Consider the following 24,139-nt stretch of genomic DNA (forward strand, 5'->3'; position numbering starts at 1 on the left):
GAACGTATTCCGCGGCGAAACTTTCGCTTCCGCGGTCGCGGTCGGCGGGTGTTGCCGCCGGGGCGGCGGACGGCGATCCGGCCGGCGGGCACCGACCCGTTGCGAGGCGGCCGGTCCGAATCGAGTAGCGTCCCGCACCCCGGCCTTCGCGGCCGTGTCGAGCAGGGGAAGCCGGTCAGGCCTTTCGTTCCGCCCGGCCGGTGCCAGCACCGGCCTTCGGGCGAAGTCGTTCCACGGAACGACATTTCAGGGAAGGGGTGGTCGGGTGAGTGACGTCAAGCAGGTCTTCTCGGACCTCGTCCGCTACGAGACGCGGCTCCACAACGTCGTCGGCGAACGGCTGCGGACCGAGCACGGCCTCACCGCGGCCCAGTTCGAGTTCCTGCGGATCATCGGCCACCGCGACCGCTGCCGGGTCGGGGACCTCGCCCACGAGGTGGCCATCACCGTGGGCGCGACCAGCAAGGGCGTCGACCGGCTGGAGGCCGCGGGCTGGGCGGCCCGCCGCCCGAACCCGGAGAACCGGCGGTCGTCGTTGATCGTCCTCACCGAGGAGGGGCGACGGCTGCTGGACGCCGCCACGCCGACCTTCGAAGACGCGCTGGGGACGTGGCTCGCCGGTCCCCTGACCGGGAAGGCGCTCGACCAGCTGGCGTCGGCCGTCGCCGTCCTGCGGCGGAACATGGAGGACGAGCGGGCCGGCCTGCCGACCGGGTGAGCGGTTTCTGCGCTTGCACCTGACGTCGCGTCAGGTTCTACGGTCGGAGGATGAGCGACCGCAGGTGGAGCATCGGCGAGCTGGCCGAGGCCGGCGGGGTCACGGTGCGCACCCTGCACCACTACGACCGCATCGGCCTGGTGTCACCGGGGGAACGGACCCCGGCCGGGCACCGGCGGTACACCGAGGCCGACGTGCGACGGCTCTACCGCGTCCGGACCCTGTGCGGGCTGGGGCTTTCGCTGGACGAGGTCGCCGCCGTGCTCCGGAACGCCCGGGACGACCCCGGTTCCCTGCGCGGCCTGCTGACCGCCCAGCTCGCCGACCTGGAAGCCCGGGCCGCGCGCATCGAGGAATCGGCCCAGCGGCTGCGGGGCCTGCTCGCCCGGCTGGCCGAAGGGGCCATGCCCGAACCCGAGCGGTTCTTCGTCGCGCTGGAGCCGATGTCCGTCGACGCCGGCCGGTACCTCTCGGCGGCTCAGCTCACGTCGATCACCGAACGCGTCGCACAGCTGGGCGGCGGGGCGGTCGAGACCCTCAAGACCGAGTGGCTCGGCCTCTTCGCCGGGCTCCGGCGGCACCTGCTCGACGGGACACCCGTCGACGACCCGGCCGTGCAGGCGCTGGCCGCCCGCTGGCGGGAGATCGCGGCGGCGTTCCACCCCGGCGGTCCGCCGCTCGAGGCGGCGACCACGGCGCTGTGGGAGGAGAACCGGGCCGGGCTGGGCCGGGACCTCGACGAGCGCCTCGGCTGGACGGGCCCGGGCAGCGCCGCCGAGGTCGTCGACTACCTGCGCAAGGCCCGCACCACGACCGAAGACGACCGCGAGGACGGCTGAAATGGACATCGACATCACCGGCTGGCTCCGGGAAAACCTCGTCCGCCTGCGGACGCTCGAACCGGACGACGCCGGGCGGCACGAACTCGAACCGCTGCGGGACATCGTCGGCGACGCGCGCGTCGTGGCCATCGGCGAAAGCACGCACCGGGTGCACGAGTTCTACCGGCTCCGGCACCTGGTGACCCGGTTCCTCGCCGAGGAAATGGGGTTCACCGGGTTCGCGATGGAGTCCGGTTTCCCCGAGGGCTGGGCGGTCCACGACTGGGTGCTCGGCGGCGACGGCGACCTGGACCGCCTCCTGCACACCGGGATCACCTACCACATGGGCAAGTGCGCGGAGATGCGCGACCAGCTGACGTGGATGCGCGAGCACAACCGCACGCACGACCGCAAGCTCCGCTTCTACGGCATGGACATCCCGGACTCCAGCGCGTCCGCCCGGCCGGGGGTGGTGGCCGCGCTGGCGTTCCTGGACGAGGCGGACCCGGCCTACGCGGCGGCGGCGCGCCGGAAGCTGCTGCCGCTGTTCGACTACCTGCCGTCCGACCGCACCGGGCTGGCTTGGGCCGCGCCCGCGCTGCAGGCGTACGTGGCCCTCGGCGCCGCCCACCGCCACGAGCTGACCGCCCGGATCGGCGAGCTGACCGAACGCCTCCGCGCCCTGCGCGTCCCTTACTCCACAGTGGACGCGGACCGGGCGGACATCGCGTTGCAGTGCGCGGTCACCGCCCGGTACGCCGACGCCTTCCTGGCCAACCTGGCCGCCGCGCCGGAGCGCACGTACGCCGGCGCCAATGTCCGGGACGCGGCGATGGCCGACAACGTCGAATGGATCCTCGGCCGGGAGGAGCGCGTCGTCGTCGGGGCGGCGAACGGGCACCTGCAGCGCTGGCCCTACCGCGTGCCGCCGATCATCAACGAGGAGCAGGTCATGCTCGGCCAGCACCTGGCCCGCTCGCTCGGCGACCGGATGGTCGTCATCGCGACCACGTACAACGGCGGGCGCGTGTTCACCCATCGGCCGCTGCCCGGCGCCCCGCCCGGCCACACGGAGGTGTGCTACGAGGACGTCGCCCCGTTCACCGAGCCGGGCAGCCTCGACGTGCTGCTCGCGAGCGCGGGCGCGCCGCTCGCGCTGCTCGACCTCCGTGACGTCCCCGCGGACGGGGAAGTGGCGCGCTGCTTCGCGGAGATCGACGGCACCCGGCAGGGACCGTACAAGCAGCTGGTGAATCCCCTGGAGGCGTTCGACGCCGTCGTGCACATCGACCGGATCTCGCCTTGGCACACCTTCATCCAAGCGTGAACCTGCACGCTCACGCCGAGTCCGTGGCTGCGCTGGGCCGGGCCTGCGCGGACTTCGCCGGGTGGCACCGGGCCGCGGCGGAGGCCGGGTGCGGGCCGGCCGAGTTCCGCGACTGGATTCCCCGCGCCGCCGGGCTGGTGGGGGCCGCCGAGCGCCTGCTGGCCGCGGAGATCGGGCTCGCCCGCGGCTGCGGCGTCACGTGGGACGAGATCGCCGGAGCGCTCGGCGTCACCCGGCAGGCGGCCTGGAAGCGGTTCGCCGGTCCGCCCCGGCGACCGTGAGCGGGAGCCCCGCCGGGGGCTCCCGCACCGGAGGTCAGCCCTTGGCGGTCAGCTCGAGCAGCCGGCCGGTGAGGTCGAGGTGTTCCTCGACGCTGCCGGTCAGGTAGGTGAGGTCGACGAACGTGTGGTCCGGCGACACCAGCTCGACGATCTTGGTGACCCCTTCGGCGATGGTCTCCGCTTCCGTGCCGGGCGCGGCGTTCACCCGCAGCGCCACCCCGAGCGCCTGCGGGTCGCGCCCGGCCCGCTCGGCGTCGGCGCGGAGCTTGGCCAGCGTCGAGGTGATCACGTCGGCGGGGAACTGCTCGGGCACCGACCAGACCGGGAGCCAGCCGTCGGCCCGCTCGGCGACCCGGCGCAGCGACCTCTCGCCGAAGCCGGCCAGGTGGATCGGCGGCTTGCGCACCGGCTTCAGCGCGACGTTCGACTCCGCGATCCGGTAGCCGACGCCTTCGTGGCTGACGGTGTCCTTGGACCACCACGTTTCCAGGAGGTCGAGCAGGTCGTCGAGCCGCTTGCCGCGTTCGGACATCGGTACGCCGACGGCGTCGTACTCGTCGGGCGACCAGCCGATGCCCAGCCCGGGCAGCAACCGGCCGTTGCTGGCGACGTCGATGCTGGTCAGCAGCCGGGCGAAGTTGGCGGGCTGGTACTGGGTCGCGTTGATCGTGCTGGAGCCGAGCACCGCGGTCTCGGTCACGGCCGCGGCGATGGCCAGCGCGGTGAACGGGTCCTGCGCGGTGTGGAACTCCTCGGGCATGGTGTCGTAGCCCGGGTACGGCACCACCGGGTCGACCGGCGACAGCAGCCGGTCGCCGACCCAGAGCCCGGCCGCGCCCGCCCGTTCCGCCTCGCGCGCGTACCGCGCGATCCCGCCCGGCGTGGCCGCCGCCTTGCCGAACACCGGAAGGCTGAAACCAAGTGGCATTGCTTCTCCCCTGAAGTGTCAACGGACCCGATCGGTCCTCCTGCCACTACTACTCGCATCCAGTTGCGCGTTCAAGCAGTTGGCGGCCGACGATCCCGGGCGTCCGGGATCCGGGGTAGGTTCAGCCACGAGCGAGGGGAGCTGACGCCGGTGGCCGGTCTTCACGTCGGGTGCGCGATGTGGACTCACAAAGCGTGGTCCGGGCGGTTCCTGCCGCCGTCGCTGCCGGCCAAGGAACGGCTGCGCGCCTACGCCGGCTGGTGCAACGCGGTCGAAGGCAACACCACCTTCTACGCGACACCGGCCCGCGCCACCGTCGAAGCCTGGGCGCGGCAGACCGGCGGCGACTTCCGGTTCGTGGTCAAGGTGCCCAAGGTCGTCACGCACGAGCGCCGGTTCGCCGGGGTCGAGGCCGAGATGCGCGCGTTCCTGGACGCGCTCGAGCCCCTCGGCGACCGGGCGGTGCTGTGGACCCAGCTGCCCGGCTCGTTCGGCCCCGCGGACGTCGATGCCCTCCGCCGCTTCCTGCGCCGTCTCCCGGCCGGCCTGCGGCGCGCGGTGGAGGTGCGGCACCCCGGGTTCTTCACCGACGCCGGCTCGGCGTCGCTGCTGGAGGGCGCGCTCGCCGACGCGGCTGCCGAGTGGGTGCCCTTCGACACCACGGTCTTCTTCCGGCGCCCGCCGGTGAGCGAGGCCGAGCAGGACGCCTGGGCGAAGAAGCCGCGGCTGCCGCGGCGGACGCGGGCGCTGACCGACCGGCCGATCGTCCGCTACCTGGGCCGGGACTCGGTCGAGGAGACGGCCGAGGGGTGGCGGCCGTGGACCGAGGTGGTCGCCGCCTGGCTGCGCGAGGGCCGGTCGCCGACGGTTTTCGTGCACACCCCCGACAACGACGACGCGCCGGCGCTCGCCCGCCGGTTCCACGAAGACGTCCGGGCGCTGGTGCCCGAGCTGGACCCCCTGCCCGAGCCGGAACCGGTCGAGCCCGCGACCCTGTTCTGAAGCGACGGCCCGACCCGAGGGGAGACCGATGCCCACCGAGCCGACGCCCAGGCCGCTGCCGCCGCCCGTGTCCCGGTCGGTGGTGGTGCCCCGCGACGCCTCGTCCCCGCCCCGGCTGACCGTCACCGGCCCACCGGGTGCGGTGCCCCCGAACGGGGCGTTCACCGTGCAGGTCCGCGTGCTCAACACGAGCGTGATCGTCGAGCGCTTCGTGGTCGAGGTGGTCACCTCGCCGGCGACGGCCGTGGATCACCCACGCTCGGAACTGACCCTGCTACCGCAACAGGACGGCACCCTGGAGTTCACCGTGGCGGCGCCGGACGCCGAAGCCGCCGGGACGGCCGGGGCGCCGTGGCAGCTCGACGTGGCCGTCCGGGTGCGCGGCCAGTCCGGCGAAACCGAGGTGCTGGGCCGGGTCCGCGTCATGGTGCTGGCCCAGCCGCGCGCCACCGAGCCGCGCCGTCCCGGCTTGGTCGAGGCGCCGCCGCCGGACACCTACCACCTGCTCGCCGACCACCCGATCGAACGCGAGGGCGACCTCCTCGACGCCGACGCCACCGCGCGCCGCATCGCCGACGTCATCCTCGACACCCAGGTCGTCACCCCGTTCACGCTGGGGATCCAGGGCGGGTGGGGCGCCGGCAAGAGCAGCCTCATGCAGCTGGTCCGGCGGCACCTCGAGGCGCGTGGCCGGCGGCGCGTGCGGGTCGCCTGGTTCAACGCGTGGACCGCCGAGGGGTCCGACGCGCTGGCCACCCTGCTCCGCTCGGTGCTGCGCGAACTCGACCGCAACGTCCTGCGCCGCGTCATCCGCAAGACCAACGCCACCTCGTGGCTCCGGCTGCCGTTCATGGTGTTCGGCTCCTGGCTCGGTGCCCGCACCCTCGCCGACGAGGTCTGGCGGCTCTTCGCGCTCGACGCTCCGCAGCGCAACGTCATCCGCACCGAGATCCAGCGCGCGCTCGGCGACTGGGCAGGCCGGGACCGCAAGCTCCGGACCGGGCGGCTGCTCGTGGTGTTCGTCGACGACCTCGACCGCTGCTCGGCGGAGAACGTCGCCCGGGTGCTGGAGGCCATCCGGCTGTACCTGGACGCGCCGGGGCTGGTGTTCGTGATCGGCTACGACCCCGACGTGGTCGGCGAAGCACTGGCGACCGCCCGCGGTGACAAGGCGCGCGGTCCCGCGTACCTGGAGAAGATCATCCAGGTGGACCACACCGTGGGCGCTCCCGAACCCGCGCACGCCCGCGAACTCGCCCGGCTGTGCGCCCGGCACTGCGGCGTCGAACAGCTGCTCGGGGAGGCCGAGCTCGCCCTGATCGTGGAGCGCAGCCAGCGCAACCCGCGCCGGGTCAAGCGGTTCCTCAACACGTTCGTGCTCGCCCACCAGCTCGACTCCGGCTCGGCGCGGCTGTGGCCGGACGAGCACATCAAGCTCCTCCTGCTGCGGCTGTACTTCCCGGCGTTCTTCCGGTTGCTGGTCACCGAGCCGCAGCAGGACGTCATCCGGCAGCTGATCGAGCTCGCCCGCCTGCGCACGGCCCTGCTGGCCCGCCGGGAACCCGGCGCCGAGGACGTCGCTTGGCTGTGCGAGACCACCGGGCTGGCCAACGGCGACCCCGCGGACGTGCTCGCCGGCCTCGAGCAGCACCTGCCGGAGCCGATCGTCGAGCTGTCCAAGAACCGGGACCTGTTCACCCTGCTGTGGAGCTTCGGCGACCACGACCGGCGCGCCAACCTGCTCGAGCGGCTGCGCGACCCCGCGGCGCTGCGGGCGATCGAGGTCCCCGAGCCCGCGATCGAGCCGGCCCTGTCCTCGTCGGCGCCGCCCTCGTCGGCGGCGTCCCGGCCGGACAAAGTCTGCGCCCAGTGCGGCACCTCGTCGAACCTCGATTTCTGCCCGGACTGCGGCGCCTACCTCGATTTCTGAGCCGGGCCGGAAAAATCTTGGGCGGTGCCGGGGAGAACCGCCGCGGCCGCGCCACGAACAGGCTGTACCGAGAAGGGAGCAGCCGATGCTGAGTGTGGGGTCGAGGGGGCCGGTGCACCGGTCGATCGTGGTGGTGGACATCGCGGGGTCGTCCCGCTGGGACAACCTCGCGCAGCTGCGGGCGCGGGCCGCGCTGGCGAAGATGATGCGGGCCGCCTTCCGGGCGGCCGGGGTCGGCTGGTGGCGGCTGTCCAGCCAGGACTGCGGGGACGGGCTGCTCGTCATCGTGCCGGCCGCGGTGTCCAAAGCGGACCTGCTGGACCCGTTCGTGCCGCGGCTCGTCGCCGAGCTGCACGCGTACAACGCCGTCGTCGCACCGGCGTGGCGGATGCGGCTGCGGCTGGCGGTGCACGCGGGGGAGCTGCTGCGCGCCTGGCCGCGGTGGGTGAGCGAAGACGTGAAGCTCGCGTGCCGGCTGGTCGACGGCGAACCGCTCTACGAGTTCCTCGCGCGGTCCGGCACCGACCTGGCGGTCGTGGTGTCGGAACGGATCCACGACGGCGTCGTCCGGCACGGCTACAAGGGCATCGACCCGGACACCTACGCGCCGGTGCGGATCCGGGTCAAGGAGGTCGACGTGCTGGCGTGGCTGCGGGCGGACGCGGACCCGGCCCGGGTGGACCGGGTCCGCGTGCCGGTCAGCCGGGCGGGCGAAGCGTGAGCGTCGTGCCGTCGCGGCCGGCGAACACGCTGTCGAGGCCGGTCGCGTACGTGACGCGGCCGGCGCTCGTCACCGTGAAGGGGTACCGCCGTCCGCCCCGCGCCGTCACGTAGTGGGTGCCCGGCAGGAGCCGCACGACGTGGGGCTGCCGGGCGTCCCACCAGCCGACGCCCTCGACGCCGAACTGCGGGTACCCGGACCCGGTGGCGTCGAAGGTGATTCCGGAGCCGTGGACGGCGAGCGTGCGGCCGCCCTCGCCGGTGAGCAGGCCCCGCAACGCCGGGTCGTAGCCCACGAAACCGCGGTCGTCGACGGTGAACGCCACCGTGGGCCCGCCGCCGGTGACCACGCGGTGGGCGCCGGGGAAGACCCGCAGCGTGCGCGCCGGCCTCGGCGTCCCGAACGCCACCCCCTCGATCGACGCGTTGGCGTAGCCGAGGTCCGTGACGTCCAGGGTGACCGGCAGCCCGTGGATCGCCAGCACGGCCCCGGTCGCGGTGAGCAGCGGGCTGCCGGAGCGCACGAGCCCGTCGGCGGTCACGGTGAACGGCACGCTCGACCCGTCGGACGCGACCACCCGGTGGGCACCGGGCAGCAGCCGGAGTTCGCGGACGGCCTGCGGGGTACGCCAGCCCGTGCCGCTGACGGTCGTGTTGGTGTAGTCGGTGTCCGTGGCGTCCAGCGTGACGCGGAAGCCGTGCACCTGCAGCGTTTTGCCGTTGCCGGCGAGCTTCAACACCCCGTCGAGGGCGTCGGCGTAGGTAACGGTGCCGTCCGCGGTGACGGTGAACGGGACCGAGTTCCCGTTCGCCGTGACGACCGAGTGCGTGCCGGGCAGCAGCCGGAACGTGCGGACCGCCTGCGGGGCGGGCCAGCCCGCGCCGCTGACGGTGATGTTGTAGTAGTCGGCGCCGGTCGCGTCGAGGGTCACCGGCAGGCCGTGCACGGCGAGCACCCCGCGGTCCCAGGTCAGCAGGTGGTGCGGATCGGCGAGCAGGCTGACCTCGCCCGCTTCGGTGACGGTGAACGGCAGCGAGTTCCCGTTGGCCGTCACCACGTTGTGCCTGCCCGGCAGCAGGTTGAGGTGCCGGACCGGTTGCGGCACCGGGAAACCGGTGCCGCCGACCGCCATGTTGTAGTAGTCCACATCGGACACGTCGAAGGTGATCCCGTACCCGCGCACGGTCAGTGTCGAACTGTCGTAGCCGGTCAGCGGACCGTCCGGCGGCAGGTCGTAGCGGACGCGGTAGTCGTCGGTGACGCGGAAGGGGAGCACCTGGCCGGCCGGGGTGGCGAGGGTGTACGGGCCTGGGGCGAGGTCCAGGGTCTGGGCCTGCCGGGAGTCGCGCACGCCGACGCCGGAGATGGTGATCGTCGTGTAGGAGACGCCGGTGGCGTCGATCGTGATCGGCTTCGGCTGCGGTGCCGTCGTGGTGGGCGGCGCAGTGGTGGTGGGCGGTGCCGTCGTGGGCGGCGCTGTGGTCGGTGGCGCTGTGGTTGGTGGGACCGTGGTCGGTGGTGTCGATGTGGTGGGCGGCGCCGTGGTCGGTGGGACTGTGGTCGGCGGCGTTGTGGTTGGTGGGACTGTGGTCGGTGGTGTCGACGTGGCGGGCGGCGCCGTGGTCGGGGGCACCGTGGCGGGTGGCGTGGTCGCCGGCGGTGGGACGGCCGGGCGCGCCGCGGACGAGCCGGGCGCCGGTGGCACGCCGTTCCCCGGCGAGGTCGTGCTGGGCGGCGGAGTGCTCTCCGGGACCGTCAGGGCCACCGGCTTGGCGGCCGGGGCGCTCACCGTGGGCGTCGCCGCGGCGGGCGCGGTCGTCCCGGGTGCGCGCGGGGCTTCGGCGAGCGGCGGCACGCCACCGCCGTCGGAACCGGCCAGCACCGCGGCCACGATGGCCGCGGCGGCCGCGAGCCCGCCCGTCGCCGCGGCCGCGATCCGGTGCGCCACGTCCGGGTTGTCCCGCACGAACCGGGTGACCCCGTCCACCTTGCGCACGAGCGCGGGCCGGGACGTGAGCAGCCGGCCCGCGAGGTTCGCGGGTCCCGCCATCGGCAGCGGCACGGCCAGCGCGGCCGCCGCCTGCGCCGGCGCCGACGAGATCCCGCCCTCGCCGAGGCGGTCGAGCAGCGCGACGAGCGCCCGGCGGCGTTCCTCGTCGTCCTCGGCCAGGCGCAGCAGCCCGGGACCGAGGGCCCAGCGGCTGTAGTCGCGGGCTTCCTCGACGCGCGGAGAACACGTCGCACAACCGGCGGCGTGCTTGAGCACCGCGCGCGTCCGCTCGGGGTCGAGCAGCAGCCGCCGTCCCGCGCGCAGCCGGCCGGCGTCGAGCACCTCGCACAGCCCGGCGCAGTCCGCGCGGCCGGTGCGGGCGAGGACGAGCGCCGCGATCGCGTCGAGCATCCGGAGCCGGGACCGCTGCAGCTGCCGGTTCACCACGTCGACCGGCCGGCCCAGCTCCGCCGCCAGTTCCGCGCCGACGACGTGGCGCCCGCGTTCCATGGTGAGCCGCAGGTGGACGCGCATGATCGCGGCCAGGCCGTCGCCGAGCCCGCGGGTCGCCGCGTCGAGCGTGGCCCACAACTGCTGCTTGCCCAGCAGCAGTTCGTACTCCGAAGGCAGGTCCGGCAGGTCGGTCCGGGCCAGCTCCAGCTGTGGCTCACCCGGTTCCTGCGCGAGTTCGCCGGGCAGCTCGTGCTCCTTGGCGGCCCGGTAGCGTTCTTTGAGCACGTTCTTGGCGATGCCGATCAGCCAGGCCTCGAGCACGTCGGGCTCGGCGCCCCGGCGCAGGCCCACCAGGGCGCGGAGGACGACCTCGCTCACGCAGTCGTCGAGGTCGGCCGGGTTGGGCACGTGCCGCCGCAGGTAGGCCCGCACGCTGGTGCGGCAGTGTTCGAAGATCTCCGCCTCGGTCATCGCGCGGCCCTCCGGGTGGCGAGGCGGGTGCCGGTTTCCAGCAGCCATTCCCGCGCCGGCTGCCCGCACGGGCAGGGCAGGTGCCCGACGAACTGGGCGAACGTGTCGTGGGTGATCTCCCACGACAGCCTCCGTTCGCGCAGGATCCGCCAGCAGCGCTGGAAAACCGGACGGGCGTACCGGCCGTAGAGCACGTCGAGCGCGCTCCAGTCACCGTCGTGCAGCCGCGCCACCAAGGCGCGGTCTTCTTCCTGCTCGGAGCGCAGGACGTCCATGGCATCTCCCGAGGTCGGCAACCGTGTCGCCTGACTCGTGGCGCACCGGGCCGGTTTCTCCCCGCGTGACGCGAAAAATTCCGCAGCCATTTTCGCGGGCGGAACCGGTACCGGGTAGGCGTTCGCCCCGGTTGTCCGCCTTTTGTCCAGCTGCGGTCAGACCGAGTCCGGGTGGGGGACGTAGGCGGGGAGCGCGTCGAGGCTGTGGCGCACGGCGTCGGCGCCGTACTCGAACATCTGCCGTTCGTAGCCGCCGATCGCGCAGAGGAGGTCCGGCCGGCCCTCGGTCAGGCACCGGCGCAGCAAGGCGGCGTCGCGCAAAGCGGTGTTCGCCCCGTTGCCGCCGGTGGGGGAGGTGGCGTGGATGGCGTCGCCGAGCAGCGTGACCGGGCCGGGCGCCCAGCGCTCGCGGGGCTCGGCCACCCGGATGGGCAGCAGGGTGCTGTGGTCCGGGTCGGACCGCTCGACGAGCGTGCGCAGGTCCGGGTGCCAGCCCTCGATCCTGGACAGCACGGCCTCCTGCGGGGTCAGCTCGCCGGGTGAGCCGTCCGGCGGCAGGATCATGGCCCAGCGCACGTAGTCGCGGACGTCGGGGAGGACCACTTCGGGCGCCAGTGCTTCGGCCGCTTCCTTCGGCGGGGTGCGGAACCGCATTGCGCCGAGCAGCAGGCTCACGCCGTTTCCGGCGATTTTCGAGCCGAAGGCCGGGGCCAGCCCGGCGAACTCCCCGGTCAGCGGCGTGCGGCCGATGACGAACCGGACGCCGGTGTCGGTGGGCGTGGTCCGCGGCGACAGCACCGCGCGGACCGCGGAGCCGATCCCGTCCCCCCCGACGAGCAGGTCGGCGACGGCCGGGTCCGCGTGCGCGAACCGGGCTTCGACCCGGCCGTCGGCCAGGACGTCGTAGCCGGTCAGCGCGGCCCCCGTGTGCACGGTGAGCCCGGTCAGCAGCAGGTGGCGCAGCACCTGCCGGTCGACCACGGTCCCGGTCCGGCCGGGGCCGAGCTCGCCGATCCTGTTCAGCTGCGGGTCCAGGACCAGCCGCTCGCCGTAGACGTCGCCGGTGATCGCGTCCAGCAGGGGGTGCCAGCGTTGCGGCACGCAGTCCCGCAGCGCGGCCAGCCCGGTGGGGTTCAGCACGAGCCGGTAGCCCTGGAACCGCGCGGTGATCGCGGCGTCCCGCTCGTACACGTGGGCTTCGATCCCGGCGCCGCGCAGACCCTGCGCCAGGCACAGACCGCCCAGCCCGGCTCCGGCGATGGTCACTCGCATCCGACACCCCTTCTGAACTTAGTTCGTCGCTTACGAACTAAGTTCTAGCAGTGGAACTAAGTTCGTCGCAAGCTATAGTGATCCGCATGCCCTCCGACCCCCGGCAGCGCCGAGCAGCCCGGCACGCCCAGCCCGATGGCGACCCCGCTGCTCCGCCGTCACCCAAGCGGCCCATCACGGTCGACCGGATCACCGACGCGGCCCTGCAGGTCGTGGCGGCCGAGGGCTACGACGCGCTGACCATCCGCCGGGTCGCCGCGGTGCTCGGCACCGGGCCGTCGTCGCTGTACGCGCACATCGTGAACAAGGACGACATCGACGACCTGCTCGTCGGCCGGCTCTGTTCCGAAATCGTGCTGCCCGAACCGGACCCGGCCAGGTGGCGAACGCAGATCCTCGACGTCTACACGCAGATCCGCGACCAGTACCTGAGGTACCCGGGGGTGTCCCGGGCCGCGCTGGGCACGGTCCCCACCAACCTCGAGGCGTTGCGGGTCCGCGAAGGACTCTTCGCGATCCTGCTCGCCGGGGGAATCGAACCGCAGACGGCCGCGTGGGCCCTCGACGCGCTGTCCCTCTACGTCAGCGCGTATGCGTTGGAGCAGTCACTGGTCCGGCAGCGGCGCAAGAACCCGGACGACGAATGGGTCGTCGGCCGCGAGGAACTGCTGAGCCGGTTCGCGGCACTGCCGTCCGCCGCCTTTCCGCAGACTCGCCGGTATGCCGCCGAGCTGACTTCCGGCACCGGAGAGGACCGGTTCGAATTCACCCTCGGCCTGATCGTGGACAACCTCGGCGGTCCTCGGTCGTGGACAGAACGGCCGCCACGAGCCGATGGCCGCGATGATCCAACGAAGATCAAGTAGCTCGGTCCGCCAGCGCGGTCAGGTACTTCCGGGTTATCGCGTCCTGGACGAACATCGCCGGGACCCGGCCGAGGCGGGAGTACCAGCGGGCCGGCTTGGAGAACGCCCGGATGGTGAACGTCAGCGTGCCGTCGGCCGCTTCCCTGAGGACGAAGGACTCCTCGCCGCACTCGGGATGACCGGTGAGCGTGCCGTAGGCGAAACCGGCGCACCCCTCTTCGTCGATCACCCGCACCACGCGGCACGGCGCGTACACCGGCAGGACCAGGAACCACCGGCGGAGCAGGACGGTCGCCCCGGCTTCGCACCGGGCGTCCGGCGGATGGACGGCGATGCCGGCTTTCCGCTGCATCTCCCAGCCGAAAAGGCGTTCCCGGGCCGCGGCGAAACCGCCGTCGAACTCGGCCGTCCGCTCGATGAGGCGATAGCCGGACGGCGGCGGCCCGCTCGAGAGGGACTCGCCGATCTCGGGGTAGCCGAGGGCTTGCCGCCGGGCGGCGGCGAGCCGTCGCCGGACCGCGTTCTTCACCCCTCGTCCCCCGGGGCGACCAGGGCCGTGAACAGCCGGGGGAGCACGTCGGTCAGGTACCGGCTGTCGGCCCGGTCGGGGAGCTCGTCGAGGATCGCGCGTTCGAGCATGGTCTCGTAGAGGGCCACGATCGTGACGACGGCACTGCGCGGGTCGACGGCGAGCCGCAGGTCCAGCCGGGCGAGCAGGTTCTGCAGGATGCCGGCGAGCGCGTCGTGGAACCGGCCCTCGGCGGACGCGGTCGGCTCGCGCAGTTCCGGCTGCCGCATGGCCTGGGCGCGGAACTCGGCGTTGAGCAGGTACCACGTCTCGTCGGCGGCGAGGGACGCCATGAACAGCAGGCCGGCTTCCTGCAGCACCTCGTCGACGGAACCGGGCGTGGCCCGGCCGGCCGCCTCTTCGACGGCGACGCGCAGCCGCTCGGCGCGCTCCCGCATCTCCACCTCGTAGATCGCCAGGAACAGCGCTTCCTTGCTGGCGAAGTTCGAGTAGAACGCGCCGCGGGTGAAGCCGGCCCGTTCGCAGATCAGCTCGACCGGGGCGTCGCGGATGCCCAGCTCGGTGAACACCTCGTAGGCCGCCGCCATGACCCGGCGCCGGGTCTCCGCGCGCCGCCGGGTCATGCCCTTCGGGGTGCCCAGGTCCGTGCTGGTGGTCGCCATGTCGTTCACCTTACTTTCCCCGGCTCACCCGGCGGAGTGACGGGATGCACTGCGCATCGGATGCATCCTGTATTACGATACACGACGTATCCAACGTGGTCAGGAGTCTTCGTGTCGTCGTTCCTCTACCGGCTGGGCCGCGCCGCCGCCCGTGCGCGGGTGCTCGTGCTGGCGCTGTGGGTGGTGGTGCTGGCGGTCGCCGGCGGCGCGGCGCTGGTGTTCAACCACGGCACCGACGACGCGTTCGCCATCCCCGGCTCCGAGTCGCAGGACGCGCTGGACCACCTCGGCCGGGTCTTCCCCGAAGTCAGCGGCACGTCGGCCCAGCTGGTCCTGGTCGTCCCGGAGGGAGCGAAGGCCGACACCCCGGGCAACCGCGCCGCGGTGGCGCGGGCGGTGGCCCGGATCGGGAAGCTGGACCAGGTCGCCACCGTCGTGAACCCCTTCGACGAGAACGTCACCGGCGCGGTGTCGGGTGACGGCCGGGCCGCGTTGATCGCCGTGCCGCTGAAGGTGCAGCTCGCCGCGGTCGATCCGGCCACCAAGACCCAGCTCGCGACGATCGCCGACGACCTCGGGCGGCAGACCGGCGCGAAGGTCCACACCGGCGGCGACGCGTTCTCCAACCGGGTCCCGAAGCTCAGCCCCACCGAGGGCGTCGGCCTGCTCATCGCGCTGCTGGTCCTGGTGCTGATGTTCCGGTCCCTGATCGCCGCGGTGATGCCGCTGGTCACGGCGGTCCTCGGGGTCGGCGTCGCGATCGGGCTCGTCTTCCTCGCCACGCTGGTGACGCCGATCTCCTCCACCGCACCGATGCTGGCGGTGATGATCGGGCTCGCCGTCGGCATCGACTACGCCCTGTTCCTGTTGTCCCGGCACCGCGACCAGCTCGCCGAAGGCCTCGACGTCGAGGAGTCGATCGCCCGCGCCACCGCCACCGCCGGCTCGGCGGTCATCTTCGCCGGCCTGACCGTCGTCATCGCCCTGCTCGGGCTGGCCGTGGCCGGAATCCCGTTCCTGACCACCATGGGCGTCGCCGCCGCGGTCGCCGTGGCGCTGGCGGTCGCGATCGCCGTCACCCTGGTGCCGGCGCTGATGTCCTTCGCGGGCAAGCGGTTGCGGCCGCGCGCCCCGAAACCGCGAAAGACCCGGCCCCGCCGGAAACCGCAGATCGCGCGCTGGTGGGTCCGCACCGCGACGAAGGCACCCCTGGTCACCGTGCTGGTCGTGGTGGCCGGCCTGGCCGTCTGCGCGATCCCGGCCACGTCGTTGCGGCTGGCGTTGCCGGACAACGGCACCGAGGAGCACGGCAGCCCCGCCCGCGACACCTACGAGGTCGTCGGCGAACACTTCGGGCCCGGCTACAACGGCCCGCTGATCGTCACCGCCGACATCATCACCAGCACCGACCCGATCGGCCTGGTGAACAAGATCGCCGGCGAGATCCGCCGCGTCCCCGGCGTCGCCTCGGTCCCGCTGGCCACCCCGAACCCCAAGGGCGACACCGGCATCATCCAGGTCATCCCCACCACCGCGCCGGACTCCGCGCAGACCGACGAACTGGTCGCCCGGCTGCGCGGCCTGGAGCCGCACTTCCGCGAGGTCTACGGGACGCAGACCGCGGTCACCGGCATCACCGCCGTCGGCATCGACGTCTCCACCCAGCTCGGCAGCGCCCTGCTCCCGTTCGGGATCCTCGTCGTCGGGCTCTCGCTGATCCTGCTGGCCATGGTGTTCCGCTCGATCTGGGTGCCGGTCAAGGCCACCGCGGGCTACCTGCTCTCGGTCGCCGCGGCCTTCGGCGCGACGTCGTTCGTGTTCGTGCAAGGACACCTCGCGGACGCCCTCGGCGTGACGCACACCGGCAGCGTGATCAGCTTCCTGCCGATCATCCTCATGGGTGTCCTCTTCGGACTCGCCATGGACTACGAGGTCTTCCTCGTCTCGCGGATCCGCGAGGACTACGTCCACCACGGCGATCCGCACCACGCGATCGAATCCGGGTTCGTCTCCGCCTCGCGCGTGGTGGTCGCCGCCGCGGTGATCATGTTCGCGGTGTTCGCCGCGTTCGTCCCGGAAGGCAGCGCCACCATCAAACCCATCGCCTTCAGCCTCGCCGTCGGGGTCTTCGTCGACGCCTTCGTCGTGCGGATGACGCTGGTGCCCGCGGTCCTGGCGCTGCTGGGCCGCCGTGCCTGGGGGCTGCCACCGAAGCTCGACCGGGCGCTGCCGGTGTTCGACGCCGAGGGCGACGCGCTCGTGCACGAGCTGCGGCTCGCCGATTGGCCCGGCACCGACGAGGCGATCAGCGCGCGCGACCTGCGCTGGGAGGACGACCGCGGCCGTCCGGTGTACCGCGACGTCGACCTGCGCGTGCCCCGCGGCGGCGTGCTGGTGCTGCACGGCGCGGGCGCCTGCGGCAAGACCGCGCTGGCGTACACGCTCGCCGGGCGCGTCACGAAGTTCACCGGCGACCTCAAGGTGCTCGGCCGGGTGCTGCCCCAGCACACGCACGCCCTGCGCCGCGACGTCGCCGTCATCCCGTGCCGGGCCGTGAAGGACCCGGCCCGGCAGATCGCCCGCGACGGCGACGCCGGGCTCGTCGTGGTCGACGACGTCGACCTCGTGCTGCGCGCCGACCTCCGCGGTCACGTCCGCAGGCTCGTCGCCGAGCGGGGCGCCACGACCTTCGTGCTGACCTGCCAGGACCCCGAGCGCATCGCGGACCTGCTGCCCGCGGACGCCCACCTGCACGCCCTCACCGCCGTCCAGCCCGCCGAGGTCTCCTGATGCTCAAGCCCTTCGCCGACTCCGCCCGCGCCCTCGCCACGGGCCCGCTGACCTGGCGCACCTGGACCGGCCTGATCGCCGTCCCGCTGATCGTCATGGGCCTGCTCACGTGGGCGTTCTGGGCGCCCGCGGCCAACCACGGCACCGCGAAGGCCGCCGTGGTCAACAACGACGAACCCGTCCAGGTCAACGGGCAGACCATCCCGCTCGGCCGTCAGCTCGCCGGATACCTGACCCACAGCGGAGATTCGGCCTACGACTGGGTGCTCACCGACGCCGACGACGCCGCGGCCGGTCTCGCCGACGGCAGCTACTCGGCCACGGTGACCATCCCGAAGGACTTCTCCGCCCGCGCCACCTCGGCCGCCACCGCCAAACCCCTCGACGCCCGCCAGGCCCAGCTGCAGGTGCAGACGTCCGACGCCGCCGGCGTCGGCGATCCCGGCCTGGCCGACCACATCGCCCAAGCCACCCAGCGGACGTTGAACCAGCAGGTCGTGCAGACCTATTTGGACAACGTCTACATCGGATTCAGCACCCTGCACCAGAAGGTCGGCCAGGCCGCCGACGGCGCGGCGCAGCTCGCCGACGGTACGCGCCGGCTGGACGACGCCGCCGGGCAGCTGCGCACCGGCGCCGACCAGCTCGCCGTCGGAACCGCGCAGCTCGCCACCGGCTCCGGCAAGCTCGCCTCCGGACTCACCCAGGCCGAGCGCGACACCGCGCAGCTGCCCGCGCTGACCCGGCAGCTGGCCGACGGCGCCGACCAGGTCGCCGACGGCAACGAACAGCTCGCCGGCGTCGTCGTGCCGCTGGCCAACCGGATCATCGCCGCGATCGACGCCGTCCCCTCGGCGAGCAGCGCGGCCCAGCGGTTCCGGCAGCTCGCCGACGAGTGCACCGGCACCCCGGCGTTCTGCGGCGAGCTCCGGCAGGCCGCGGACCGGTTCACCACCGACGCCGGGAAGATCGACGGCGTCAAAGCCACCGTCCGCGCCAACGCCGTGAAGACCCGCGACTCCGTCCAGGCGCTGGCGACCGGGTCCCGCAAGGTCGCCGACGGCAACGCCCAGCTCGCCACGAAGTCCCGGCAACTGGCGGCCGGCATCGCGTCCGCCGCCAGTGGCGCGCGGCAGCTCGACACCGGCGTCCGGCAAGCGAACTCCGGCGCGCAGCAGCTCGCCTCCGGCGCCGGGCAGCTCGAGGACGGCACCAAGAAAGCCGCCGACGGCGCCGGGGAGCTCGCCACGCAGCTGGACCAGGGCCGCGACCAGGTGCCCAGCTACACCGACGCCGAACGCGCCCACCTCAAGACCGTCGCCGCGGACCCCAGCACCGCCACGACCGGCGGCACCCCGATCGGCACCCTGGCCCTGACGCTGTTCGCCGCGCTCGCCCTCTGGGCGCTGGCACTGGCCACCTACATCGTCACCCGGGCCGTGCCGGACGGCGTCCTGACCGCGCGCGAGCCCACCTGGCGGATCATCCTCCGCGCCGCCATCCCCGGCGCGACCGCAGCCGCCCTCGCGGCGCTCGCCATCACCGCGATCGCCGTCCCCGTCCTGGAACTCGGCTTCGCCGGCGCGATCGGCTTCCTGCTGATCGCGCTGCTGGCCGCCTCGGCGTTCGTCGCCCTCAACCAGGCCGCCACGGCGATCTTCGGCCGCGCCGGCCGGATCGCCTCGCTGGCCGTGCTGGTCCTGGCGGGCGCCACCGGCGTCGTGTCAACGCTTCCCGGACCGCTCTACGCTCTCGCGGACTACCTCCCGACCCACGGCGCCGTCCTGGCCCTGCGCGCCGCGGCCACCGACGGCACCGGCCTCACGACCGGCGTCGCCCAGCTCGCCGCGTGGCTGGTGGCCGGCACGCTCGTCTCGATCCTGGTCACCGACCGCCGCCGCTACCTGTCCGCCAGGAGCCTTCGCCACGCGTATCCGCCGGCGATCGCCTGAGGCGGCCGCGGTCAGAGGGACGGCTTGCCCGGCCGGTAGAGCCAGGTGTCGAAGAACGAGCCGAGGTCGCGGCCGGTCAGCCGTTCGACGAACTGGACGAACTGCGACGTCGAGACAGTGCCGTACCGGTGGGTCGCCGGCCACCGCGTGAGCACCTGGAAGAAGGCACGGTCGCCGATCTTCGTGCGCAGCGCCTGCAGGGCCATCGCGCCGCGGTTGTAGACCAGGTCGTCGAAGATGTGGTCGCGCCCGGGATCGGCGACCTTGCCGCTCCAGTCCTTCTCGCCGGCGTAGGTCTCCGCGAAGGTCTGCTGCACCGGGACGTTGTTGAACTTCTCCTGGTAGAGCCATTCCGAATAGGTCGCGAAGCCTTCGTTGAGCCAGATGTCCGACCAGTGCGCCGGGGTGAGGCTGTCGCCGAACCACTGGTGGCCGAGCTCGTGGGCGAGCAGGTCGCCGTCGACGTCGCTGGTGCGCTGGTCGTAGACGGGCCGGCTCTGCGTCTCGAGGGCGTAGTGGACGCCGACGTCGGCGAGGACGCCGCCGGTCGAGTCGAACGGGTACGGCCCGTACACCGACGATTCCCACTGGACGATCTGCGCCGTGGTCTGGTTGAACACCTTGCCCTGCCCGGGTTTGGTGTCGATCGACTGGCCGATCGCGGTGATGTTCGGCAGGCCGTCGGTGGTCGTGCCGCGGGTGGTGTTGTACCGGCCGATCGCGAGCATGCTCAGCTCGCTGGCCATCGGCCGGTTCATGGACCAGCGGAAGGTGGTCTGGTGATCGCGGGTGGTGGTCGGCCCGGGTTCGCCGTTGGCCAGCACGGTGAGCCCGGACGGCACGGTGATGGTCTGGGTGTAGGTCGCCTTGTCGGCGGGGGTGTCGTTCACCGGGTAGTAGGTCGCGGCGCCGATCGGCTGGTTGAGCGCGACCGCGCCGTCCTTGGTGGTGACCCAGCCGGAGAGGCCGAGCGCGGGGTCGTCGATCTTCTGCGGGACCCCGGCGTAGCTCACCGAGACGACGAACGGGCTGCCCTTGCGCAGGCCGTACGGCGGGGTGATCACCAGCTCCTGGGCGCCGCTGCGGGTGAAGCCGGCGTTCCGGCCGTTCACCGTGAGCGCGCTGATCGTCAGCGGCCCCTGGAAGTCCAGGTCGAAGCGGGAGAGGTCCTGGGTGGCCGTGGCGAGGATCGTCGTCGTCGCGTCGATCGCCTGCGTGTCGGGGTGGTAGGCGAGCCGGATGTCGTAGTGGCCGACGTCGTAGCCGCCGTTGCCCATGTCGGGGAAGTACGGGTCCCCGGCGCCCGGCGCACCGGGGGAGAACCGCGGCGCCGCCTCCGCGGCCGGGCTCGTCGCGGCCAGCAGACCGGCGGACAGTACACAAGAGACGACCAGCAAGTGGCCACGACTGGGGTTGGCGCCTCGCATCGGCCCTCCTCGGCAAGCATCGACGCTGAAGAGTAGGTCGGATCCCGCGCGCGGATCAACCCTGTTGCGGGGCCTCGAAAGTCCGGTTCGGGCGGTTCCTGGCCGGTTGGGCCACCGAGGATCGCGGCCCGCAGCCGGCAGCACCTTGACTCTCAAGCCGGTCGAGACCGCACAGTGGCGGGTATGACCGAGCTCTACCCCATCGGGGACGTCGCCCGCCGCACCGGTTTGAGCGTGAGCGCGATCAGGTTCTACGCCGACGAGGGTGTCGTCGCGCCCACCGGTCTCACCGAGGGTGGCTTCCGGCAGTACGACGTGCAGGCCATCGCCCGGCTGGAACTCGTGCGCACCCTCCGCGACCTCGGCGCCGGCCTGGACGACATCCGCCGGGTGCTGGCCGCGGAGAACACGCTCCAGGACCTGGCCGCCCGGCATCTGCGGCTGGTCGAGGACCAGTTGCGGCAGTTCCACGCGCGCCGCGCGGTGCTGCGGACCATCGTGCGGCAGCGCACGACGACGGACCAGGTGAGCCTGATGCACAAGCTCGTGTCGATGTCCGACGACGACCGCGACCACCTCATCAGCCGGTTCTGGGACTTCGTGACCGACGGCCTGGACGTCCACCCCGGCTACGTGGAACGGCTGCACAGCCGTCGGCCGCACCTGCCGGAAGAGCCGTCCACCGAGCAGCTCGAGGCGTGGATCGAACTCGCGGAAATCGTGCAGGACGAGCAGTTCCGCACCGAGCTGCGGAACTTCTTCCGCCGCGCGTTCGGCACCGAACGGGGCAAGCTGATGGCCACCCCGGAAATGCTGGCCCGGGCCGAGCGTCAGCGGGAGCTCTTCCTGGAGGCACGGGCGGCGCAGCAGGCGGGTGTCCCGGCGGATTCCCCGCAGGCCCGCGACATCGCCGAGCGGATGGCGGCCGACACGGCCGGTTTCGTCGCCGCCATGACCGGGACGCACGACATCGAAAAGGCCCGCCGCAGCATGGCCGGCTTCGACCGGAAGAGATCGGCGGAAACGCGCGCCAAGCTGACCGGGATGGACCTGATGGTCAGGTACGGCCGACTGGTGGCCACGATCAACGGCACCCCCGAACCCGACCCGGCCGGGACGGCGGAGGTCCAGGAGTGGATGGCGGCGGCTCTGCGCCGGGAGGAGACCTGAGCCCGCCTTCGTGTTCCCGCGGTCCGTTGCCGCGGGTGCCGTACCGCCGGTAGGTTGACGTCCGATGCAGGAAACCCGCGCACCTTCCGCGCTGCCGGACGATCGGACGCCGCAGGGCGCGGGCTGGCTTCCGCACGGTTACCACCTCGCCGGCCACTCCCACCGCGACGGGCAGCTGGTGTACGCGGCAGCCGGGGCCTTCGCCACCACGACCGAGTACGGCACCTGGATCGCGCCCGCCGACCGGATCACCTGGACGCCGCCGGGTTTCGAGCACTCGCACCGCTTCTACGGCCGGACCGACGCCCGCCTCCTCGCCGTCCCCGCCGACGAGTGCGGCGGCCTGGCCGAGCACCCCTGCGTGTTCGCGGTGTCGCCCCTGCTGCGCGAGGGCATCCTGGCGCTGACCGGCGACCGGGGGAAGTCCGCCGAGGCCGACCGGCGGCTGCGCGCGGTGGTGCTCGACGAACTCGGCGAGGTTCCCGAGCAGTCCTTCCACCTGCCCGAGCCGCGTGACGACCGGCTGCGCGCCGCGACCGCTTTCCTGCACGCCGACCCCGGCCGGAGCACGACCCTGGCCGAACTGGGGCGGGCCGCCGGGACGAGCGAACGCACCCTCAGCCGCCTGTTCCACACCGACCTCGGCATGAGCTTCCACCGCTGGCGCACCGTCCTGCGCATCCACCACGCCCTCATCCGGCTCACCGGCGGCGACTCCGTCACCGACACCGCGATCACCTGCGGGTGGTCGAACCCCTCGACCTTCATCGAGGCGTTCACCGCCGTCGTCGGGCAAACCCCCGGGCGCTACCAGGCCGGCCTGCGCGACCGCGGCGATCAGTGACGTTGGCGGGTTTCCGTTATCGGACGTCGGGTTATCGGTGGACGGCACTCGCCGGCCCTGGCCACAGTGGCGATCATGACTCGAACAGAAGAAAACACGACCGCGGTCATCGTGGGCGGCGGGGTCGCCGGGCTCGCGCTCGGCACCTTCCTGCTGCGCGGCGGAATCGCTTGCGTCATCTTGGAAAAGCACAGCCGCGAGCACGTCGAGAACCGGCAGCGGGCCGGGGCGCTCGACGCCCGCGGCGTGCGCGTCCTGCGCGAATGGGGGGTGGGAGAGGCCGTCGAGGGGCCCGGTCACGATTCTTCCGACGCGCCGATGCCGCTGATCATCGACGGTGCGGAGCGCGAATGGCACATGGACGACCACGAGGACGCCGAAGGGGTCTTCGTCCCGCAGCAGATCCTGGTCCGGAACCTGATCAGGATCTTCCTGCGTGACGGTGGCGACCTCCGTTTCGAGGCCACGGACATTGCACTGGCCGGTCTCGACACCGGGCGTCCCCAGGTGCGCTACCGCGACGCCGCCGGCTCGGCCACGGTGATCGGCTGCGACTTCGTCGCCGGCAGCGACGGCCACCAGGGCGTCATTAGGACGGCCGTTCCCGACGGCTTCCTCACCTGCCACACCCACGAGTTCGGCTACGCCTGGCTGACCGTCATGACGGAGGTGCCCGCCGAGCCGCCGGCCGTGATGGCGGTGCATTCCCGCGGCTTCGCCGCCCGGATCACCCGCGGCCCGGACGCGAGCCGGGTCTACCTGCAGTGCTCGGTCACCGACACCGTCGAGGACTGGCCGGACGAACGCGTCTGGAGCGAGCTCGGAACGCGGTTCGGCGGACCGGTGCCGAGGGGACCGATCGTCAGCAGGCAGGTCGTGCCGCTGCGCGGTGTGGTGTTCAGCCCGATGAGCTACGGCAGGCTCCACCTCCTCGGCGACGCGGCGCACCTGATTTCCCCGATGAGCGCGGAGGGAATGAGCCTCGCCCTGCACGACGCCGGGGAACTCGCCCGGGCGATCATCCGCCAGGTCGAAAAGGACGACGGGAACCTGCTGGAGCGCTATTCGGACACCTGCCTGGCCCACACGTGGGAACGACAGGCAGCCGCGGTCGCGATGACCGACACGATGCACGACTCCGGCGACACCACCTACCGCGGCGAGTTCCTCAAGCGGGTCGCGCGAGCGAACCTGGAGAACCTCCTCCGGCCACCCGTGCCGGTGAGCTGACGTCCGCGGCTGACCGGATGGGGACCAAGATGGGCGGTCACCTGAGCCTGAAGGGGGAATGGACGGGGATGAGCGAGGGCAGGTGGCGGCGCGAGCGTTCGACGGTGCTCGAGTGGCGCGACGGGTGGCTTCCGGTACTGGCCGTGACCGGCCCGGCCTCGATCGAGGTCGGCCCGGAGGCGGAACCCGCGCCGGGGACACCCTGGAACTGGTGGCTGTCGTTCTCCGTCGGTGATTTCTCGATCGAGGCGATCGTCGCGGAAGGACTGGACGCGGTGACGTTCGAGGACGAGCACGGCCGGTTCGAGGACGAGGTGGCCCCGGACGACGTGCCCGGCTACCTCGTCGCCCGCTCGGCGCGCGGGCAAGGGCCGGCCGCACCGCTCGGCGTGGCCCGGTGATCGGCAACTGTCCGAGTGGAGAACCTCCTCCGGCCACCCGTGCCGGCGAGCTGACGTCCGCGGCAGCTGTGGTTCCCCG

At 72.7% G+C, this 24,139-nt stretch carries 21 protein-coding genes; 14 read left to right on the forward strand and 7 right to left on the reverse strand.

Annotated features, from left to right (window positions below; all coding sequences use genetic code 11):
- Positions 1-265: 265 nt before the first annotated feature.
- From ACWEGE_RS34465 to ACWEGE_RS34480, 4 genes are read left to right on the forward strand one after another with little or no spacing between them, the layout of a single operon-like run.
- Positions 266-718 (forward strand): MarR family winged helix-turn-helix transcriptional regulator, encoded by a 453-nt coding sequence (locus ACWEGE_RS34465; protein WP_449664656.1) that lies wholly within the window; start codon positions 266-268, stop codon positions 716-718.
- A 50-nt stretch (positions 719-768) separates the two neighbouring features.
- A complete protein-coding gene (locus ACWEGE_RS34470) occupies positions 769-1,557 on the forward strand; it encodes a MerR family transcriptional regulator (protein WP_449664657.1) in 789 nt (262 codons plus the stop codon).
- A 1-nt stretch (position 1,558) separates the two neighbouring features.
- Positions 1,559-2,866 carry an erythromycin esterase family protein gene (locus tag ACWEGE_RS34475; RefSeq protein WP_449664658.1) on the forward strand — a complete coding sequence of 436 codons (1,308 nt, stop codon included), beginning with the start codon at positions 1,559-1,561 and terminating at the stop codon, positions 2,864-2,866.
- Positions 2,863-3,147: a hypothetical protein gene (locus ACWEGE_RS34480; RefSeq protein WP_449664659.1), complete on the forward strand. Its 285-nt coding sequence runs from the start codon at positions 2,863-2,865 to the stop codon at positions 3,145-3,147. The genes ACWEGE_RS34475 and ACWEGE_RS34480 overlap by 4 nt, the downstream gene beginning before the upstream one ends.
- 34 nt (positions 3,148-3,181) lie before the next feature.
- Here the strand turns inward: ACWEGE_RS34480 and ACWEGE_RS34485 are convergent, their stop codons facing one another.
- The gene (locus tag ACWEGE_RS34485) at positions 3,182-4,075 is read right to left on the reverse strand and encodes a TIGR03619 family F420-dependent LLM class oxidoreductase (protein ID WP_449664660.1); all 894 of its coding nucleotides are present in this window, start codon (positions 4,073-4,075) and stop codon (positions 3,182-3,184) included.
- A gap of 177 nt (positions 4,076-4,252) precedes the next feature.
- Here ACWEGE_RS34485 and ACWEGE_RS34490 point away from each other — a divergent pair, with 177 nt between their 5' ends.
- The 3 genes from ACWEGE_RS34490 to ACWEGE_RS34500 all read left to right on the forward strand — a co-directional run bounded on the left by ACWEGE_RS34490 (position 4,253) and on the right by ACWEGE_RS34500 (position 7,728).
- On the forward strand, positions 4,253-5,077 hold the full coding sequence (locus tag ACWEGE_RS34490; protein WP_449664661.1) for a DUF72 domain-containing protein: 825 nt from the start codon (positions 4,253-4,255) through the stop codon (positions 5,075-5,077).
- A gap of 28 nt (positions 5,078-5,105) precedes the next feature.
- Positions 5,106-7,007 (forward strand): P-loop NTPase fold protein, encoded by a 1,902-nt coding sequence (locus ACWEGE_RS34495; RefSeq protein ID WP_449664662.1) that lies wholly within the window; start codon positions 5,106-5,108, stop codon positions 7,005-7,007.
- An 85-nt stretch (positions 7,008-7,092) separates the two neighbouring features.
- Entirely contained in the window at positions 7,093-7,728 is a 636-nt protein-coding gene (locus ACWEGE_RS34500) for a hypothetical protein (RefSeq protein ID WP_449664663.1), read from the forward strand.
- Here ACWEGE_RS34500 and ACWEGE_RS34505 read toward each other — a convergent pair.
- From ACWEGE_RS34505 to ACWEGE_RS34515, 3 genes are all read right to left on the reverse strand, one after another.
- Positions 7,706-10,642 carry an RNA polymerase sigma factor gene (locus ACWEGE_RS34505; protein WP_449664664.1) on the reverse strand — a complete coding sequence of 979 codons (2,937 nt, stop codon included), beginning with the start codon at positions 10,640-10,642 and terminating at the stop codon, positions 7,706-7,708. The two genes, ACWEGE_RS34500 and ACWEGE_RS34505, sit on opposite strands and share 23 nt — an antisense overlap.
- Positions 10,639-10,917 (reverse strand): hypothetical protein, encoded by a 279-nt coding sequence (locus ACWEGE_RS34510; protein ID WP_449664665.1) that lies wholly within the window; start codon positions 10,915-10,917, stop codon positions 10,639-10,641. The genes ACWEGE_RS34505 and ACWEGE_RS34510 overlap by 4 nt, the downstream gene beginning before the upstream one ends.
- A gap of 156 nt (positions 10,918-11,073) precedes the next feature.
- Positions 11,074-12,189, reverse strand: coding sequence for an FAD-dependent oxidoreductase (locus ACWEGE_RS34515; RefSeq protein WP_449664666.1), 1,116 nt, complete (start codon positions 12,187-12,189; stop codon positions 11,074-11,076).
- Positions 12,190-12,275: 86 nt separating this feature from the next.
- Here ACWEGE_RS34515 and ACWEGE_RS34520 point away from each other — a divergent pair, with 86 nt between their 5' ends.
- A complete protein-coding gene (locus ACWEGE_RS34520) occupies positions 12,276-13,055 on the forward strand; it encodes a TetR/AcrR family transcriptional regulator (RefSeq protein WP_449664667.1) in 780 nt (259 codons plus the stop codon).
- Here ACWEGE_RS34520 and ACWEGE_RS34525 read toward each other — a convergent pair.
- Positions 13,048-13,584: a DUF1990 family protein gene (locus ACWEGE_RS34525; protein WP_449664668.1), complete on the reverse strand. Its 537-nt coding sequence runs from the start codon at positions 13,582-13,584 to the stop codon at positions 13,048-13,050. The genes ACWEGE_RS34520 and ACWEGE_RS34525 overlap by 8 nt on opposite strands.
- Positions 13,581-14,246 carry a TetR/AcrR family transcriptional regulator gene (locus ACWEGE_RS34530; protein WP_449664669.1) on the reverse strand — a complete coding sequence of 222 codons (666 nt, stop codon included), beginning with the start codon at positions 14,244-14,246 and terminating at the stop codon, positions 13,581-13,583. The genes ACWEGE_RS34525 and ACWEGE_RS34530 overlap by 4 nt, the downstream gene beginning before the upstream one ends.
- Before the next feature lie 111 nt (positions 14,247-14,357).
- Here ACWEGE_RS34530 and ACWEGE_RS34535 point away from each other — a divergent pair, with 111 nt between their 5' ends.
- Both ACWEGE_RS34535 and ACWEGE_RS34540 read left to right on the forward strand, forming a co-directional pair.
- Positions 14,358-17,036 (forward strand): MMPL family transporter, encoded by a 2,679-nt coding sequence (locus ACWEGE_RS34535; protein WP_449664670.1) that lies wholly within the window; start codon positions 14,358-14,360, stop codon positions 17,034-17,036.
- The gene (locus tag ACWEGE_RS34540; protein WP_449664671.1) at positions 17,036-18,988 is read left to right on the forward strand and encodes a YhgE/Pip family protein; all 1,953 of its coding nucleotides are present in this window, start codon (positions 17,036-17,038) and stop codon (positions 18,986-18,988) included. Before ACWEGE_RS34535 ends, ACWEGE_RS34540 begins: the two co-directional genes overlap by 1 nt.
- Positions 18,989-18,999: 11 nt before the next feature.
- On the opposite strand, the gene ACWEGE_RS34545 is transcribed toward ACWEGE_RS34540, so the two are convergent.
- Positions 19,000-20,415: a M1 family metallopeptidase gene (locus ACWEGE_RS34545; RefSeq protein WP_449664672.1), complete on the reverse strand. Its 1,416-nt coding sequence runs from the start codon at positions 20,413-20,415 to the stop codon at positions 19,000-19,002.
- A gap of 183 nt (positions 20,416-20,598) precedes the next feature.
- On the opposite strand from ACWEGE_RS34545, the gene ACWEGE_RS34550 reads away from it, so the two are divergent.
- The 4 genes from ACWEGE_RS34550 (at position 20,599) to ACWEGE_RS34565 (ending at position 24,060) form a co-directional block, all read left to right on the forward strand.
- Positions 20,599-21,585 carry a helix-turn-helix domain-containing protein gene (locus tag ACWEGE_RS34550; protein WP_449664673.1) on the forward strand — a complete coding sequence of 329 codons (987 nt, stop codon included), beginning with the start codon at positions 20,599-20,601 and terminating at the stop codon, positions 21,583-21,585.
- Between the two features lie 64 nt (positions 21,586-21,649).
- Complete coding sequence (locus ACWEGE_RS34555; protein WP_449664674.1) at positions 21,650-22,429, forward strand: AraC family transcriptional regulator; 780 nt, start codon at positions 21,650-21,652, stop codon at positions 22,427-22,429.
- A gap of 75 nt (positions 22,430-22,504) precedes the next feature.
- Positions 22,505-23,659: a 4-hydroxybenzoate 3-monooxygenase gene (locus ACWEGE_RS34560; protein ID WP_449664675.1), complete on the forward strand. Its 1,155-nt coding sequence runs from the start codon at positions 22,505-22,507 to the stop codon at positions 23,657-23,659.
- A gap of 68 nt (positions 23,660-23,727) precedes the next feature.
- A complete protein-coding gene (locus ACWEGE_RS34565) occupies positions 23,728-24,060 on the forward strand; it encodes a hypothetical protein (protein WP_449664676.1) in 333 nt (110 codons plus the stop codon).
- Positions 24,061-24,139 lie beyond the last annotated feature (79 nt).

This window comes from Amycolatopsis sp. NPDC004747 (assembly GCF_053601335.1).